15 protein-coding genes and 1 tRNA gene are annotated in these 16,323 nt (G+C 56.6%); 12 read left to right on the top strand and 4 right to left on the bottom strand.

The features are described from left to right. Positions 1–26: 26 nt before the first annotated feature. Together E5K02_RS08755 and E5K02_RS08750 are read left to right on the top strand one after the other, a co-directional pair. On the top strand, positions 27–1,628 hold the full coding sequence (locus tag E5K02_RS08755; RefSeq protein WP_135394064.1) for a RagB/SusD family nutrient uptake outer membrane protein: 1,602 nt from the start codon (positions 27–29) through the stop codon (positions 1,626–1,628). Positions 1,629–1,670: 42 nt separating this feature from the next. Then, on the top strand, positions 1,671–2,681 hold the full coding sequence (locus E5K02_RS08750) for a hypothetical protein (protein ID WP_135394062.1): 1,011 nt from the start codon (positions 1,671–1,673) through the stop codon (positions 2,679–2,681). Between the two features lie 438 nt (positions 2,682–3,119). Here E5K02_RS08750 and E5K02_RS08745 read toward each other — a convergent pair. From E5K02_RS08745 to E5K02_RS08730, 4 genes are all read right to left on the bottom strand, one after another. Beyond that, positions 3,120–3,201, bottom strand: a tRNA-Leu gene (locus E5K02_RS08745). A gap of 25 nt (positions 3,202–3,226) precedes the next feature. After that, positions 3,227–3,763: an iron-sulfur cluster co-chaperone HscB C-terminal domain-containing protein gene (locus tag E5K02_RS08740; protein ID WP_135394060.1), complete on the bottom strand. Its 537-nt coding sequence runs from the start codon at positions 3,761–3,763 to the stop codon at positions 3,227–3,229. Continuing rightward, a complete protein-coding gene (locus E5K02_RS08735) occupies positions 3,760–4,083 on the bottom strand; it encodes a putative quinol monooxygenase (RefSeq protein ID WP_135394058.1) in 324 nt (107 codons plus the stop codon). Before E5K02_RS08735 ends, E5K02_RS08740 begins: the two co-directional genes overlap by 4 nt. Before the next feature lie 135 nt (positions 4,084–4,218). Then, positions 4,219–4,989, bottom strand: coding sequence for an SAM hydrolase/SAM-dependent halogenase family protein (locus E5K02_RS08730; RefSeq protein ID WP_135394056.1), 771 nt, complete (start codon positions 4,987–4,989; stop codon positions 4,219–4,221). Between the two features lie 133 nt (positions 4,990–5,122). Here E5K02_RS08730 and E5K02_RS08725 point away from each other — a divergent pair, with 133 nt between their 5' ends. The 10 genes from E5K02_RS08725 to E5K02_RS08680 all read left to right on the top strand — a co-directional run bounded on the left by E5K02_RS08725 (position 5,123) and on the right by E5K02_RS08680 (position 16,019). Then, entirely contained in the window at positions 5,123–6,235 is a 1,113-nt protein-coding gene (locus E5K02_RS08725) for a PhoH family protein (RefSeq protein ID WP_135394054.1), read from the top strand. Between the two features lie 121 nt (positions 6,236–6,356). Further along, positions 6,357–6,803 carry a GNAT family N-acetyltransferase gene (locus E5K02_RS08720; RefSeq protein WP_135394052.1) on the top strand — a complete coding sequence of 149 codons (447 nt, stop codon included), beginning with the start codon at positions 6,357–6,359 and terminating at the stop codon, positions 6,801–6,803. A 226-nt stretch (positions 6,804–7,029) separates the two neighbouring features. Next, entirely contained in the window at positions 7,030–9,270 is a 2,241-nt protein-coding gene (locus tag E5K02_RS08715; protein ID WP_167856331.1) for a ComEC/Rec2 family competence protein, read from the top strand. 136 nt (positions 9,271–9,406) lie between these two features. Continuing rightward, a complete protein-coding gene (locus E5K02_RS08710) occupies positions 9,407–10,219 on the top strand; it encodes an enoyl-CoA hydratase/isomerase family protein (protein WP_135394048.1) in 813 nt (270 codons plus the stop codon). A gap of 68 nt (positions 10,220–10,287) precedes the next feature. Then, on the top strand, positions 10,288–10,890 hold the full coding sequence (locus E5K02_RS08705) for a sterol desaturase family protein (RefSeq protein ID WP_240737207.1): 603 nt from the start codon (positions 10,288–10,290) through the stop codon (positions 10,888–10,890). A gap of 10 nt (positions 10,891–10,900) precedes the next feature. Continuing rightward, positions 10,901–11,800: a MerR family transcriptional regulator gene (locus E5K02_RS08700; RefSeq protein ID WP_135394046.1), complete on the top strand. Its 900-nt coding sequence runs from the start codon at positions 10,901–10,903 to the stop codon at positions 11,798–11,800. A gap of 299 nt (positions 11,801–12,099) precedes the next feature. Beyond that, a complete protein-coding gene (locus E5K02_RS08695; RefSeq protein ID WP_135394044.1) occupies positions 12,100–12,615 on the top strand; it encodes a sigma-70 family RNA polymerase sigma factor in 516 nt (171 codons plus the stop codon). A 348-nt stretch (positions 12,616–12,963) separates the two neighbouring features. After that, on the top strand, positions 12,964–14,463 hold the full coding sequence (locus tag E5K02_RS08690; protein WP_240737206.1) for a phytoene desaturase family protein: 1,500 nt from the start codon (positions 12,964–12,966) through the stop codon (positions 14,461–14,463). 167 nt (positions 14,464–14,630) lie between these two features. Continuing rightward, positions 14,631–15,473, top strand: coding sequence for a phytoene/squalene synthase family protein (locus E5K02_RS08685; RefSeq protein ID WP_135394040.1), 843 nt, complete (start codon positions 14,631–14,633; stop codon positions 15,471–15,473). A gap of 18 nt (positions 15,474–15,491) precedes the next feature. Beyond that, on the top strand, positions 15,492–16,019 hold the full coding sequence (locus tag E5K02_RS08680; RefSeq protein ID WP_167856330.1) for a hypothetical protein: 528 nt from the start codon (positions 15,492–15,494) through the stop codon (positions 16,017–16,019). Positions 16,020–16,323 lie beyond the last annotated feature (304 nt).

Here is a 16,323-nt window from a genome sequence, read left to right as displayed (position 1 = left end):
ACCACCTAGATTTTCAACCAACAACCATGCTACCCAACCATACTTCCCGCTTCCTGACCCTGGCCTCGGCCCTGACCGTGCTGCTTTCCGCCGCCGGCTGCACCGACCTGGACGCGCCCATCGAATCGGAGTACACGCCCAGCAACTTCCTGACCACGCCCGAGCAGTTTATTGCTGCCTCCGGGCCAGTCTACAGCCAGATGCGCGGGGAAGTGGCCAAGGCCTACTGGAATCTGCAGGAGCTCAGCACCGACGAGGCCGTCATCGTGGCCCGCAACGGCAACTACTACGACGGGGCCCGCTACCAGCAGCTGAGCTTGCACACCTGGAACCCCCAGAACGAATTCGTGCGCGTGGCCTGGGAGTGGGGCTTCAGCGGCATCAGCACCTGCAACCGCACCCTGGCCCTGTTCCAGAACACCGCCGACGGAACCTTCAAAACCCAGTTTACGGCCGAGCTGCGCACTATGCGGGCCCTGTACTACTACCTGATGATGGACCTCTACGGCAACATCCCGCTGGTGCCGGAGTTTGGAAGCACCGAGCAGCCTGCCAACGCCAGCCGCCAGCAGGTGTTCGACTACATCGAGCGGGAGCTGAAAGAGGCCCTGCCCAACCTCTCGGCCGAGGTGTCGGCCCAGACCTACGGACGGCCCACCCAGGGCACGGCCCAGGCCTTGCTGGCTAAGCTCTACCTGAATGCCGAAGTCTACACCGGGCAGAAGAAGTACACCGAGGCCATTGCGGCCTGCAACGCCATTATCAAGGGCAAAAAGTACAGCCTGGCGGCCAACTACATGGACGTGTTTGCGGTGGAAAACGGGCCCCAGGTCACCGAAATCATCTTCGCCGTGCCCTTCGACGCCAACCTGGCCCAGGGCAACATGATGTCGCGCTTTGCCCTGCACCAGCAGATGAAGGACAAGTTTAATCTGCTCTTCACGCCCAGCAACGCCAGCCTGACCTGGCCCGAGTTTTTTGCCCTCTACAAGGAACCCACCGACACCCGCAACCAGCAGTGGCTCTCGGGCAAGCAGTACCTGGCCGACGGTCGCACGCCCGTGCTGATTGCCACCACCAAAAAAGGCCTGGACTCGCGCTACACCGGGGCCGACGGCAACGACAAAATCAACTACCACCTGGAGCTGAGCGACAAGCTCACCTTCCGCGACGCGCCCAAGTTCGACGTGGGCAACGACGAGCTGGGCAAGGCCCAGGGCACGCGCAACATCAAGTACTACCCCGACAAGTCGTCGACCTCGCGTGACCAAGGCAACGACCTGGTGCTGCTGCGCTACGCCGACGTGCTGCTGATGAAGGCCGAAGCCCTGCTCCGCGGCGGCCAGGACCCCGACGGCGCCGCGGCCAAAGACCTCGTGAACCAGGTCCGCAGCCGGGCCCAGGTGCCGGCCCTGACCACGGTGGATTTGACCAGCCTGTTTGAGGAGCGCAGCCGGGAAATGGCCTGGGAAGGCTGGCGCCGCCCCGACCTGATCCGCTTCGGCAAGTGGGAAGCCGTGTGGGGGCAGGGCCTGAAAACCAACGCCGACCTCTACCGCCGCATTTACCCCATTCCCACCACCGAGCTGACCCTCAACGCCCGGCTCCAGCAAAACCCCAGCTATTAACCTGCCTTCTAATCTTTCCCCAACCACCAACCAAAACCCTCTATGAAAACACGCTTCACCCAAGTGGCCCTGCTGGCTACGGGCCTCTCGCTCTCGGCCCTGACGGGCTGCGACAAAGCCGCCGACCCGCAGGTGGCTGCACCCCAAGCCGCAACCCAGTCGGCCAACGCCACGGCCGCCTTCAAAGCCAGCCTGGCGTTGCGCTGGGCCCCGGTGCACTACCAGGACACCGACGTAACCGGCGACCATGGCCTCAGCGGCAAGGCCGACTACATCTCGGCCATCAACTTCGACGGCGACTGGAGCGGCACCAACAACTGGAACAACCTGGCTTCGCGCGCCGCTACCGCCCACGGCTACTACTCGGTGGTCGAAACCGGCACCCACTGGTTTATTACCTACGCCTTCTTCCACGCCCGCGACTGGACCGACATCGTCTTCGCCTACAACATCGACGAGCACGAAAACGACCTGGAAGGCCTGCTGGCTGTGGTGAAAAAGGACGGCAGCACCTACGGTACCTTACAGGGCATCGTCACGGTGGCCCACTCCGATTTCTACTCCTTCGTGCCGGCCGGCAGCCCTTTGCAGGCCAACCAGGAAGACATGGACGGGACGCTGACCATGGAGCAGTTCAACGGCGGTCTGCACCCCGTCACGGCCCAGGAAGCCAAGGGCCACGGCCTCAAAGCCTTTCCATACTACAAGCTCAACGGCGACGGTATCAAGTACTTCCCCTCAGCCACGGTAGCCGAGTCGCCGGCCAACGCCGACGACCGGGACGTGCAGTATAAGCTCGTCGACATCTTCGAGCCCAACGGCCTGTGGGACCAGCGCTTCAATACCGCCCTGTTTACTAGCTCCGACGGCGGCTTCGTGAAAAGCCGCGGCAACGGCGGCGCCAACGCCCCCTGGGCCTGGGACGACGGCAACGACGTACCCGGCCGCGGCGAACTGGCCACCGACCCGGCCAAGCTCGTGAATAGCTATTTCAAAAACCTTGGTGCGTTTGACCTGAACTACGTTGATAATAAATACAAAGGCATTCAGTAGTTTTCCTGACCTTTCAAAAGAGCCTGCAACGAATAGTTGCAGGCTCTTTATGGTTTAGCAGAGACGTGGAAAAATGGATTGCGGGCTACTCTAATCTCCGCCGAGAAAACTGGCTTTGTCAACTAGCGCACTGGTTCGTAACGGATAGGCCTTTTCAGCCTATAGCTAGGCTACAGGCCTAACTAATTTTCTGCGCCAGACAGCAAGGAGAGCTTTGTGTACTAATTATATATATGCGCAAGGTTATACTAGCGTTTGCAGCCTCTAGTGAGCAACTGGGGTATGCCATATGGAAGGTGTGCTCCACTTGATAAGCCCAAGTATTAGTGCTGGTAAAACTCGACCCGCCTAAACGCAAGCAAGCCTCAAAACCTGCATCTGCGAACAGATAGGCAGCTTTTGAGGCTTGCTTGATGTAGCGCTTTTAACGCTAGCAAGTACCCAGAGCCGGGGTCGAACCGGCACATCTTTCGATATCGGTGTTTGAGACCGACGCGTCTACCGATTCCGCCATCTGGGCATTTCTAGCCGTTCGTGTCGGTAGGTCAGGAACGGGTTGCAAACTTAGCGAGACTTTCGTGAATACGCAACAAATACCGCTTTTTCAGATAGTAGGTGCGGATTTGCTGCAGCGCCTGTGGGCGCACATCAAGCGGTAAGCCCTCATAGCCAGCCAGAACCGGTGCAATACCCGCGTCGAGCGTCGCGGTCAGTTCCTGCGTTTCTTGTTCTACCCGCTTGACAGCTACGGGGTCGGGCTCAAACTCCAGTTCCATCAGCTGCTCGTTCAGCTCCATTACTTCCATCAGGAAGTCTGGGGGGAGTTCCTGTTTGCCTTCTTCCAACAGGCCGTGCCGGTTCAGGATATAGGCCATCCGAAGATCGGGGTCGGAGAGGGTGCGGTAGGCGTTGGTGTTAAGGGTGGCCAACTGCAGGATTTCCTGCTGTCGTGCCGGGGTAGCCGTGGCATGGAAGTCGGGATGGTATTCCCGGCTCAAGGCGTAGTATTTGCTTTTCAAGCTGGCGGCATTAGGCAGGAAAGATTCCGGCAGGCCGTAAAATTCGAAGTAGTCAGGACTCATTGAGAAGCAGGCAGGGAAGAAAGGGAAGACTCCACGCCCGCCGGATATACGGAGAAAGCCAGGGGCGGGGCGGCAAATAAAGCTTTGGTGGCCGGCCATACCTGGCCAAACAGCGCCGAGCGGCGGTAATTATCCAGGTCGGCCGCCGAGTCCCAGCGACTGTGAGTGCAGTAAACAGTGGGCTGGTCCGCATCCTGCCACAACTCCAAGTGCCGGCAGCCGGGCATATTCCGAATTTTATCTTCCGAGTCCCGGAATATGGCCAGGAAATCGGCTACTTTTTCCGGCTGGAAAGCCATGCGCACAATACGAGTTAGCATAAGGCAAGAGACGAGGATAAGAACCAAAGGAAGGAGGTGACAGAATGGCTTGCGTTATTTAACATAATAATTAAACAATAAAAATATGCCTTTTTAAACCTATTAGAGGGGGGTTAAGCATCTAAAGCTGTATGATTAACTTTCGGTGGGAAAGCGAATATCTACTTGCGAGTCGAAGTAAAGCCCCAGCAATTCTGCCGCGTTGCCTTGGTTTACCCCAATACAGAGTCGGTCTTGGCTATTGAAAATACAGACGGCATCACCGGGGTCGGCTGCTTGGAAGTGAGGGGCAATGTCACGCACGGTTTCGCGGGCAAAGTGAATGGTGCAGGACCGCCCCCGGCCGATAACTTCCAGGGCCGTGCGGCTGATGTTGGTAATCAGATTGCCATAATGATCCACGTGAATGACGTGGCCGGTAATGCGGTTATCCTGTAGGCGCAGCTGCCGGTTCAGGAGCTGATACGAGTCGGTGGCGGCCGGGCCCAGGTCGGCCAGCAGGCCGCCTTGGGCCAGGTGTACCGCGGCGGGGGCCAGAATGTCGCGAGTGGGGGAGGAACTAGATGGAGCCGGTATCTGAACTAATTCTTCCGGCTTGCCGTCGGTGAGCAACGCAAGCAGGCCGTTGTTGGCAGCTACGAAGTAATGATCCTCAAATAAAGCGGCCTGCCAGCTGCCCTTGTTACCGCCGTGGTCATTAACGCCCACCAGGTGTACGGTGCCCTTGGGGAAGTCCCGAAATACAGAATCGAGAACGTGTAAGGCGTGCGCGATGTTAAAGGGTTCGACAGCGTGGCTGATGTCCAGAACCGGTTGGGTGGGCGCCAGCTGCATAATCCGTGCTTTCACCGCGGCCACATAATGGTCGCGGTATCCAAAGTCGGACAGAAACGTAATCAGCCCCATGCCGGAATTTCTCAGTTCTTCGTACTATTGTTTACCCTGTCTAGGGGCGGCAAAAGTAGGCGATTTGGACGGAACCCGCCGCCCTTTCGCCCGCAGCATTCTCTAACTCTCTCAGCTTAAAAGCAACTACAGTTTGGTCGAGAAAATCATCACGCTCGAAAACGTCTCTCTTGTCGACTTCCTCGGACCCGACAATCAGAACATCCGCCAGCTGGCCGCGGCCTTTCCCGGCAGCAAGATCATTTCGCGAGGCAACGAAATTAAGATTCAGGGGCAGACGCCCGTAATTGCCAGGATCAATGAAATCCTGTCGTCCCTAATCGAACATTATCACCAATTCGGGCAAATCACGGACAGAACCGTTTCGCAGTACCTGGCTTCCGCCGACGACGAAATGGAGGAACGGCAGATTGCCATGACCTCGCCCGCCGATGTCATTGTATTCGGGGCCAAGGGCGGCGTAATCAAGGCCAAAACCCCGAATCAGCAGAAGCTGGTGGACGCGGTGATGAAAAATGACTTGGTGTTTGCCCTCGGGCCGGCCGGTACCGGCAAGACCTACATTTCGGTGGCCCTGGCCGTGCGGGCGTTGAAGAACAAAGAGGTTAAGAAAATCATCATTTCCCGTCCCGTGGTGGAAGCCGGCGAAAGCCTGGGCTTTTTGCCCGGTGATATGAAGGAAAAGGTTGATCCTTATCTGCGCCCAATCTACGACGCTCTGGAAGACATGATTCCGGCCGAAAAGCTGAAGTTCTACCAGGAAAACAAGATCATTGAAATTGCTCCGCTGGCTTACATGCGCGGCCGCACGCTCAACAACGCCTTCGTACTCCTGGACGAGGCTCAGAACACGACGCCTTCCCAGCTGAAGATGTTCTTGACCCGCATGGGTCCTACGGCCAAGGTAATGGTGAACGGGGACCGGAGCCAGATTGACCTGCCCACCAAGCAGAAATCCGGCTTGATGCAGGCCCTGGACATCCTGAAGGACGTGCGCGGTATCGGTTTCGTGGAAATGAGTGCCGACGACGTAGTGCGCCACCGCCTGGTCAAGGAAATCGTGGTGGCCTACGACCGGCACGATGTGCAGGAGCAGCGCGACCAGGCCAACCGGCCCGTGCGCGAGGCCCGGCCCTACCGTTCCTCCAGCCCGGCCCAGGCTCCCGACCCGGCCCGCCACCCCGATGCCCGTCCCGAGGATGATGGCATGAAGGACCTGCCCGTAAATCGGGAGCAGCAGCTGTAAGGCAAGTTGAGTGCTGCTTGTTTCCAAAGAGCCACCGGCAGCGCGGGTGGCTCTTTTGTTTTCACCCATTGGCTTACTTTGTGGTTGCGTTACTTTCCTGCTTCCTACCTTTCTGCTACTCATGATTACCGCTGAGCCCGTTTCCGACCTGCGCGACCTCGACGCCGCTTTTACCATCCGCGAAACCGTCTTCGTGCACGAGCAAGGCGTACCCGCCGATGCCGAGTACGACATTCATGACCGTACCGACGCCCGCCATTACCTGGCCCGAACCGCCGACGGTACGCCTTGTGGGGCTGCCCGCTGGCGCACCACCGACAACGGTGTGAAGCTGGAGCGCTTCGCCGTGCTCCAGGAGTTTCGTAACCAGGCCGTCGGCAGCGTGCTGCTCAAACGGGTGCTGGAGGATGTGCAGGCGGCGCATCCTGCGGCTACCGTTTACCTGAACGCCCAACTACGGGCAATTCCTTTCTACGAGCGGCACGGTTTCCGCAAAGTCGGCGACCAGTTTACGGAGTGTGACATCGAGCATTTTAAGATGGTGTGGACAACGCCGGTGCCTGCCTGATACTGCCTTGTCGTAGTACGGCGGAGCTGTCGGGCTTCGTCGAACAGGCCACGTTATCTGACCGATTGGCTTACGCCCTTTTCGCCACCCGTGGCGGAAAGGGCTTTTTATTGCCGGGCGTACGCCAAACAAGGTTTTATGCCGGATTTTGTGCAGCTTACCCAACTGTTAGTTAGGTTATAGTATTCGGGTTGAAAGTATGATACAATGGGCTCCTCATGCATTCGTGCGCCTTTTTCTGGCCCTGGCCGCTGGTGTGCTAACCTACTTCTACTACGGCGCCGACCTGCCTGATTTACGCTGGCCACTGGCCGGTTTCACGGGCCTGTTTATTGGGCTGCAAACCTGGGCCAACCGCCAGCCTGCCCCTGGCCCTACCGATGCGGCGGGAGCGGTAGCCCTCTGTTGCCTGTTTGTGGCCGGACTGGCTCTTACGCAGCAAGCCACTGAAACGCGCCGGGCGGAGCATGTAAGTCAGCTGCCGGGTTCGGTGGAATTCTACCGCGCCGTAGTCGACGACTATACCGTGGTGCGGCCGGCTACCTACGCTACCACGGTGCGGGTGTCGGCGGTGCGTATTGCCGGGCGGTGGCGGCCGGCGCTGGGGGGCATCCGGGTTTCTATTCCGCGCGACTCGGGCGTGGCGGCGCCTCAGTATGGCGACGTATGGCTAGTGCGCGGCGGGCCCGCTCGGGCCAAAGCCCCGCTCAATCCGGGCGAATTTGATTACCGCCGCTACCTAAGCTACCACCAGGTCTACCATCAGCAGTTTATACATGCCGACCAGTTCCGCCGCATTGCTGTGCAGCCCCCCAGCTATGTAAAAGCCATCAGCATGCGCGCTGCCCGGGTATTGGATGGAGTTTTCCGGCAGTATGTGCAGCAGAAGCGGGAATATGCACTGGCCTCGGCGCTGGTACTGGGTATCAAGGACGAGGTAGATCAGGACACCAAGCAAGCCTACGCCAATACCGGTACTACGCACATCATGGCCGTGTCGGGCCTGCAGGTGGGCTTGCTGTTCACGCTGGTAACCTGGGTGCTGAAACGCTTTTTCGGGGGCACCCGCGGGTTTCGGTACTGGTCGGCGGGGGTAGGGCTGGTCGTTATCTGGAGCTACGCCTTCCTCACCGGCCTGTCGGCTTCGGTGCTGCGGGCCGCCGTCATGTTCAGCTTTATTATTGTAGCGCGGGCCACCGGCCGGCAAAGCAATATGTACAACACCCTGGCCGTGGCCGCCTTCTGCCTGCTGTGCTACGACCCGTATCTGCTGGCGGATGTCGGGTTTCAGCTTTCCTTTCTGGCGGTCCTCAGCATTGTGTATCTGCAGCCGCAAATTGCCGCCTGGCTGGATTTTAAGGACAAAGCGGCGGCCCGGATTCGGCCCTGGCAGCCGAAAGCCGTGCAAAAGCTGTGGCAAGCCGGGGGCTGGTCCGCCGACTGGATTTGGCAGGCTACGGCTCTTTCCTTGGCGGCGCAGGTAGCCACGTTTCCGCTCGGCTTATTTTACTTCCACCAGTTTCCGCTCAGCTTTTTGGCTTCCAATTTAGTCGCGGTTCCTATTTCCTCGCTGGCGGTGTTTGTGGGTGTTGGCCTATTGGCCGCTAAAGGACTGGTCGCTGTTCTGGGGTTAGTAGTTCCGGCTACGGTACTGAGTTGGCTCGACTGGCTGCCCCGACTCATTGCCTGGGTGTTTGAGAAAATGATTCTGATATTTAATGAATACATCTTCTGGATCGGCCGCACCATGCCCGGCGCGCTGATTACGGGTATTCACGTAACGCCCCCGCAGGCCTGGCTGATATTTGCCATTATTCTGGCGCTGCTCACCTTTCTGGCCCTGAAGCGGCTGCCCTGGCTCGGGCTGGCCTGTGGGTTGATGGCCCTGTTTGCCGGCAGCCGCGTTGGGGCCGCCCAGGCGCTCACTACCGACGAGGAACTGATTATTTACAGTATTCCGCGCCGCTCGGCCTGCGGATTTTGGCAAGGAGCTGCCGCCCACATTGTTACTGTCGATTCATTGCCTCTGTCAGAAACCGAGCGCACGTACCGCATTGTGCCCGGCCTTATTCAGCGCGAGGCCCAACGCGTAAACTACCACCTGGGCTGGCGCACAGCTCCGATGCCCACCGCCCAGCCTACTCCCCATGTCGTGGTAGCAGTGTGGCGGGGCATCCGGCTGGCCTTCGTCGCGGGCCCAGTGGATGGGGCTCGGGCAGCCAGCCCCGTCGACGTGGTGGTGCTCCGTCGTAATGCCTGGGTGAAAACCAACGTGTTAGCTCAGCTTTTTGGGAAAAAAGCACGAATAGTTTTCGATTCTTCTTGCAAGTCCTGGTACGTTGCCAAACAGGACTCTTTGCTCCAAGCGGCTGGCTTTCAGACCTATGATGTAACCAGTAAGGGGGCGTTCATCATCCGGCCCCGCCCGTTGGTAGGCTTGCCCGGGGCACTGGTCGAAACCGAATAGGGGCGGAATTCGCTATATAGTTTATTTAGAGCACCATTTTTGTTACGTTTGGTTACAGCCGACCTAACGCCGTTTTTGCTCCGCGTCGCTTTCTTTTGCGCAGAGCTCTGCTTCTCACCGCCTTGCAACGACCGTCATGGATAATATGCCTACCCAGGAGCTTGAAGCGCTGCGCTACATCCGCTACGAAGCGCGTGACGCCATCGGCTACATCACGCTCAACCGCCCCGACAAACGCAATGCCCTAAACTACGACGTAGTATCGGAGCTGAAAGAGGCGTTTGAGTTTGCCGAAGAAGACGAATCCTGTAAAGTTATTGTGCTGCGTGCCGAAGGCTCGGCCTTCTGCGCTGGCGCCGATCTGGCGTACATCCAGGAGCTGCAAGGCTTTGGCTACACCGATAATCTGGCTGACTCCACGCACCTGATGCAGCTGTTTCACCAGATCTACACCCTGAAGAAAATCGTAATTGGGCAGGTCCAGGGGCATGCTTTGGCCGGCGGCTGCGGGCTGGCCACTATCTGCGACTTCGCGTTTGCCGTGCCCGAGGCCAAGTTTGGCTACACCGAGGTAAAAATCGGCTTTCTGCCCGCCATTGTCAGTGTATTTCTGGTGCGCAAAATAGGGGAGGCCCGCACCAAGCAGCTCCTGCTTACCGGCGACGTGATTTCGGCCCAGGTGGCGGCCGACTTTGGCCTGATCAATTTTCTGGTGCCCAAAGAAGAACTGGCAGAACGAGTGTATGCATTTGCCCGCCGCTTGTGCGTCGAAAACTCCGGGCAGAGCATGGAGCTGACCAAGGAAATGCTGGCTCGGATTCCTGAAATGCCCTTGGAAGACAGTCTGCGCTATGCGGCCCAAATGAATGCGGAGGCCCGGGGCTCCCTCGACTGCCGCCGTGGCATTGCGGCGTTTCTCAGCAAAGAGAAAATCAACTGGGACAATTAGGTCCTGGCTGGAGACTTAAAAAGCGCCACGCTCTCCGGTAAATAGGTAAGTAGAACGCTCTTGCAAAAATGTTCTGGCTGTTAAGTCAGAACATTTTTGCCTTTCTGCAGCTTTGTCTTGGAAATAAGTCGAATTTCACCCCTTTTCCACCCAAAAAATCTTCCTGTATGACCTTGTGGGCAGCCGTGGCCGTCACGACGGCTACTTTTCTGGGAATGGAGTTTGTTGCGTGGTTTATGCACAAATATGTGCTACATGGTGCCTTATGGTTTCTGCACCGTTCTCACCACGTGCGGCATCCCCATCACCTCGAGCGCAACGATTTTTTCTTTCTGTTCTACGGTGCCCTTTCCATGGCGGGCATTATGTACGGTTCAGCTGAAAAGGATTGGCGATTCTGGGTCGGTATCGGCATTGCTGCCTATGGGGCCGTGTATTTTTTTGTGCACGATGTACTCATTCACGGACGACTGCGCTTCTGGCGCAAATCCGGCAACAAGTACTTGCGGGCCTTAAATATGGCCCACAAAATGCACCACAAAACCACTGGCCGCGACGGATCGGAAGAGTTTGGGATGCTCTGGGTGTCGCCGAAGTATTTTGAACTAGCGCGCTGTAAGCCCGCTCCAAGTCGGACGGGCAAAAAAATAACTATTACATCGAACTCGTAGGGCTGATATCGTGGGACACTTTTCAATCAGCGACCTGGAGAATATTTCCGGTATCAAGGCGCATACCATTCGCATGTGGGAACAGCGCTACGGTATTTTGCGGCCGGTGCGTACCCAAACCAACATTCGTACCTACTGCGACGACGACTTGCGCCGCCTGCTGAACGTCGCCACGCTGTGCGGACAAGGCCACCGGATTTCCAAAGTAGCCCAACTCAGTGAGCAGGAGCTGGCCTCAGCCGTTATTTCCTGCTGCGAAAATCCCCATGATTATGCTCGGCAGATCAACGGATTGCTGGCGGCTACGCTCGAAATGGATGAGCCTCAGTTAAACAAGCTTCTGAGTGGTGCCATTCGTCAACTCGGGTTTGAAGACGCTATTATGCGCGTCGCCTATCCGTTCCTGCAGCGCATAGGCGTTTTGTGGCAAACAGGCAGCATCAACCCCGCGCAGGAACATCTGGTGACGAACCTGATCCGTCAGAAAATTGTGGCGTCTATCGACACCCTAACTCCGGTGCAGCCCAGCCAAGCGCGGCGCTGGGTGTTGTTTCTGCCCGAAGGTGAGCTGCACGAACTTGCTCTGCTGTTCATGAATTACGCCTTGCGGGCCCGGGCTCATCATGTGTTGTACCTGGGACAGAACTTGCCGGAATCGGAGTTACAAGCCGTCTACAAAGCTTATCGGCCCCATGCCGTATGCACGGTGCTCACGGCCGTACCCGACCGAAGCCAAGTCCAGGCTTACATCAGTACTCTGGCAACGCAGTGTAGTGATTGTACGCTGGTTCTGTATGGCCCCTTAATGAATTGCCAGAACCTTACGCTACCAGATAATGCCATCAATCCCAGATTGATGACAGACTTCCTGGCTTGTATCGCCGACGTAGGCAACGGGCAAAAAAGGTAGAAAATTATGGCTTTTAAGCTAAACAGGAGCGTGGTCCGTGCGGGGCTGCGCTCTTTTTTTGAGTTCTAACCTCGCCTTTTTTAACGGGCAAAACTTCAGGTTTAACTCTCGAATAAGGAGGCAAGCCGAATTTATAGATTAAATCAGCCGCGGCGGATAGGGGGTTCGTACCTTGGTCGCGCAATCAATGTACCAACATATGATTGTCAGCTAGTTAAGAAATATTCTTAACTAGGCGCACCAAGAATTAAATGTTCCCGTATATTTGTTTAACCTTTTGCCACGAAAAGCTAAACAGTATGACCTCTTTGGAATTCACCGATCAAGTACAAAAGATTTCTTACTCCCTGAAGCCCGTGGCCATGAACCTGACCCGCGACGCTGACGATGCGAAGGACCTTGTGCAGGAAACTTTGCTCAAAGCCATGCTGAACAAGGACAAGTTTAAGGCGGGCACCAACCTGAAGGCGTGGTTGTACACCATCATGCGCAACACCTTCATTAACAACTATAACAAGATTACCAAGCGCAATAGCAATATTGACAGCACCGAGTATTTTCAGTATTTCAATACCGACGAAAACTATATCACGCACAACGGCGCAACCTCCGATTTCGTGGTAACGGACATCAACGAGGCTATTGCTAACCTGTCGGCTGACTATCGGACGCCGTTTATGATGTACTACATCGGCTATAAGTATCTGGAAATTGCCGAGAAGCTGCAGATACCCATCGGTACGGTAAAAAACCGGATACATATAGCCCGCAAAGAGCTGAAAGATGCTCTGAAGGTTTATGCCCCTGGCGTGTAGGGAATAGGGAGAATACAACTTGCGCCCGGGCGTAATGCGGGCCGTCAGCACCGAGCACAAGCTCAGCGGCTGGCGGCCCGTAATTTTTTTAACTATCTAAAATGCAGCGGCTATGGCCGCTACTAGGGTTAGACAGGCTGTCCCGTTGAGAAACAGCTTAGGCTCTACACCTGTGCTGCCCAATGAAGAGGTTATTCTGAGCTTTGGAGCCAGCCGCATGCCTCCACAACGGGTTCGGTTTGGGGCGGAGGGCAGGTTGGTGAGTTGGCTAGCGGCTAAATGATAACCGCTAGGCAAAACAAAGTTGGGAGCGGGTTTGTAGCTTGCCACCACCTTTTCCCTTGGCTATTGGCTTCCGCTACTACTTCCCAACACGTTATCGTCATCGGCGCCGGCTTTGCCGGGCTTTCGGCTGCTACCTCTCTGGCCCAGCGCGGGTACCGCGTTACGGTGCTTGAAAAAAACGAGGGCCCCGGCGGCCGGGCCCGGGTCTTTCAGGCCCAGGGCTTCACCTTCGACATGGGCCCGAGCTGGTATTGGATGCCCGACGTGTTCGAGAAATACTTTGGCCGCTTTGGCCGGCGGGTAGCCGATTACTACGAGTTGGTGCGCTTGGATCCGTCCTACCAAGTGGTGTTCGGACCCGGCGACGCGGTGGACATCCCGGCGAAAATGGCCGAGCTACGGCAGCTATTTGAGCAATACGAGCCTGGCAGCGCCGCCCGCCTGGATGAATTTCTGAAACAGGCTGCTTATAAGTACGAAGTAGGTATCAACCGCCTGGTGTACGCGCCCAGTCGTTCGTTGCTGGAATTTGCCGACCCCAAGCTGCTGCTCGATATGGTGAGAATGGATGTGCTGCAAAGCATGCATACGCACGTGCGTCGTTTCTTCCAGAACCCCAAACTGCTGCAGCTGGTCGAGTTTCCGATTCTGTTTCTGGGGGCAACTTCCGAAAACACCCCGGCCCTGTATTCGCTAATGAATTATGCCGACCTGGCCCTGGGCACGTGGTACCCCAAAGGCGGCATGCACCAGATTGTGCTCGGCATGGTGCAACTGGCCCAGGAGCAAGGGGTGAGCTTGGAGTACAAGCAGGAAGTACAGGAAATAGTGGTAGAAAACGGCCGGGCTACCGGCGTGCAAACCGCGGCGGGCTTCCGCGCCGCCGACGTCGTCGTGGCTGGGGCCGACTACCATCACGCCGAGCAGCACCTGCTCAAACCCGAGTACCGGCACTACGACGAAACCTACTGGGACAAGCGCACCATGGCTCCATCGTCCTTGCTATTTTATCTGGGCCTCAATAAGCGCCTGCCCAAGCTGCGCCACCACAATCTGTTTTTCGACGAGGACTTTCAGCAGCACGCCCACGAGATTTACGAGCAGCCCCAGTGGCCCAGCAAGCCCTTGTTCTACGTGTCGGCTCCTTCGCAAACCGACCCGTCGGTAGCGCCAGAAGGGTGCGAAAACCTGTTCCTGCTCATTCCCGTGGCTCCCGACCTAGCCGACCCTGAGGAAACCCGGGAGCGGTATTACCACCAGATCATGGACCGGCTGGAGCAGCATGTGGGAGAAACCATCCGCGACGCGGTAGTGTATAAGCGCAGCTATGCCCACCGCGACTTTATAACCGACTACCACAGCTATAAAGGCAACGCCTACGGGCTGGCCAATACGCTTCGGCAAACGGCTATTCTGAAACCTACTCTGAAAAGCAAGAAAGTCAGCAACCTCTATTTCACCGGCCAGCTTACCGTACCCGGACCCGGGGTGCCACCGTCGCTGATTTCGGGCCAGGTAGTAGCTGGTGAGGTTGAGAAAGAGCAGGGGCGTGGGCGGAAATAGTGGGCTCACGCTGGTTGCTTTGCTCGCTTCTGGCCTGTCAAATTTAAAACCCGCAGGTGCTAAGGTGGTTATAGCTGCAGGCAAACTGTTGAGTTGGCCAACCGCGTAATTGACAAAACCTGTTTCGGTTTCGTACCTTTTCCTACCTGACCCCAACCTCTCCTCTTTTGGACCACGTTGCCCTCTTCGATCAAACCAGTCTGGCCTGTAGCAAGCTGATTACCAAGCGCTACAGTACCTCTTTTACGCTGGGTATCCGCACGCTCGACCCTCGGTTTCACCTGCCGGTGTATGCCGTGTATGGCTTCGTGCGCTGGGCCGATGAGATTGTCGATACGTTTCACGACCAGGATAAAGCCGCTCTGTTTGCGGACTTTAAGCGGCAGACAGACGAGGCGCTGGCCACCGGCTTTAGCTTGAGCCCGGTACTGCACTCTTTCCAGCTCATGGTGCGCCGCTATGGCATCGACCGGGAGTTTATTGATGCGTTTCTGAAAAGCATGGAAATGGACCTGGAAGACCGTAGCTACCACCAGTCGCTGTACGAAGAGTATATCTATGGATCGGCCGAAGTAGTAGGGCTGATGTGTCTGCGAATTTTCTGTGAAGGCGACGCGGCTTTGTTTGAGCGGTTGCGGGAGCCGGCCCGGCGACTGGGCTCGGCCTTTCAAAAAGTGAATTTCCTGCGCGATATCCGCTCCGACTACGAAGAGCGGGGCCGGGTATATTTCCCCGGTGTCGTGTACGAGCGGTTTGATGATGCCGTGAAGCGCGACATCGAGGCCGATATCCGGGCCGACTTCGAAGCTGGCTATGCGGGCATTATGCAGCTGCCGCGGGCTGCCCGCTTAGGCGTTTACCTAGCCTACGTGTATTATCTGAAGCTTTTTCACAAAATCCGGCAGTTGCCGGCGGCACGAATATTGGGAGAGCGGGTGCGCGTGCCCGATAATACGAAACTTTTACTGCTTATGGGCTCGTATTTCCGTTATCGCCTCCGGGCTATCTGACCACGAACTCTGTAACGCGTGCAACGTTTTCTGCTGTTTCTTTTTCCGCTTTTCACCCTTATATCCGCTGTGCCCGAATCCTCGCCCTTTCACCTGCCCACCCTGCGCCGTCACTACGAGCAAGCCGCTGCCGACAAAAACGCCGGCGAGAAGTTTTACAAGCTCATGGCCGACTACAACGATAAGGATGCTGTGATTTTGGCCTATAAGGGGGCTGCCGAAGCCATCCGGGCCCGCGACGCTTCTATGTTCAATAAGCTCGCGTACGTGCAAGCGGCCAGTCGCACGTTCGAGCAGGCCGTTGCCCTCGACCCTACCAGTGCGGAGGTCCGCTTTCTGCGCTTCAGCGTTGAGAGCAACTTACCCTCCTTTTTAGGCTTAAGCCAGCACGTTGACGAAGACCGGCAATTGCTGGTACAAACCCTGCTTAAGCACCCCAAGTCGGGGCTTGATGCGGAAGCTTTTCAGACAGTGCGCAACTTTCTGGTAAACCGCGGCCATGTCAGCGACGCCGAAGCCCAGCAACTGGCGCGCGTCGGGAACTAGTTGCCACCGCAGGTTCTGTTTGATAAAGAGCCGCTCTGCTATATAGAGCGGCTCTTTTATTTTTTACATGATTTTTGTTTAACTTTTTGACATAAAAAGTGAAACAAAACAGCTGGTTCCGAGTATTGTAGAAAGCAAACTAAATGGCTTAAAGTTAAGTTGATGTGTTAGGGTAAAGCCTACATGCTTTCCCTGCAGAGGATGATTAGTTTGGAGTACTGAATACGGAAACTTAGTATTCAGCCAGAACCGTATCTTACGGGTATTCCGTACTTTCTATACTCTGTGAAGCCCAACTATAACT

The sequence above is a fragment of the Hymenobacter metallicola genome (assembly GCF_004745645.1).
Lineage (GTDB): Bacteria > Bacteroidota > Bacteroidia > Cytophagales > Hymenobacteraceae > Hymenobacter > Hymenobacter metallicola.
Note: the sequence above shows the minus strand (reverse complement) of the source record. Positions and strands in the feature narration are given on the sequence as shown.

Bases quoted from the DNA above. Each gene is read 5' to 3' on its own strand.
- E5K02_RS08710 (WP_135394048.1), top strand. From the start codon at position 9,407: ATGGATAATATGCCTACCCAGGAGCTTGAAGCGCTGCGCTACATCCGC.
- E5K02_RS08705 (WP_240737207.1), top strand. From the start codon at position 10,288: ATGTTCTGGCTGTTAAGTCAGAACATTTTTGCCTTTCTGCAGCTTTGT.
- E5K02_RS08740 (WP_135394060.1), bottom strand. From the start codon at position 3,763: ATGAGTCCTGACTACTTCGAATTTTACGGCCTGCCGGAATCTTTCCTG.
- E5K02_RS08720 (WP_135394052.1), top strand. From the start codon at position 6,357: ATGATTACCGCTGAGCCCGTTTCCGACCTGCGCGACCTCGACGCCGCT.
- E5K02_RS08735 (WP_135394058.1), bottom strand. From the start codon at position 4,083: ATGCTAACTCGTATTGTGCGCATGGCTTTCCAGCCGGAAAAAGTAGCC.
- E5K02_RS08755 (WP_135394064.1), top strand. From the start codon at position 27: ATGCTACCCAACCATACTTCCCGCTTCCTGACCCTGGCCTCGGCCCTG.
- E5K02_RS08695 (WP_135394044.1), top strand. From the start codon at position 12,100: ATGACCTCTTTGGAATTCACCGATCAAGTACAAAAGATTTCTTACTCC.
- E5K02_RS08750 (WP_135394062.1), top strand. From the start codon at position 1,671: ATGAAAACACGCTTCACCCAAGTGGCCCTGCTGGCTACGGGCCTCTCG.
- E5K02_RS08730 (WP_135394056.1), bottom strand. From the start codon at position 4,989: ATGGGGCTGATTACGTTTCTGTCCGACTTTGGATACCGCGACCATTAT.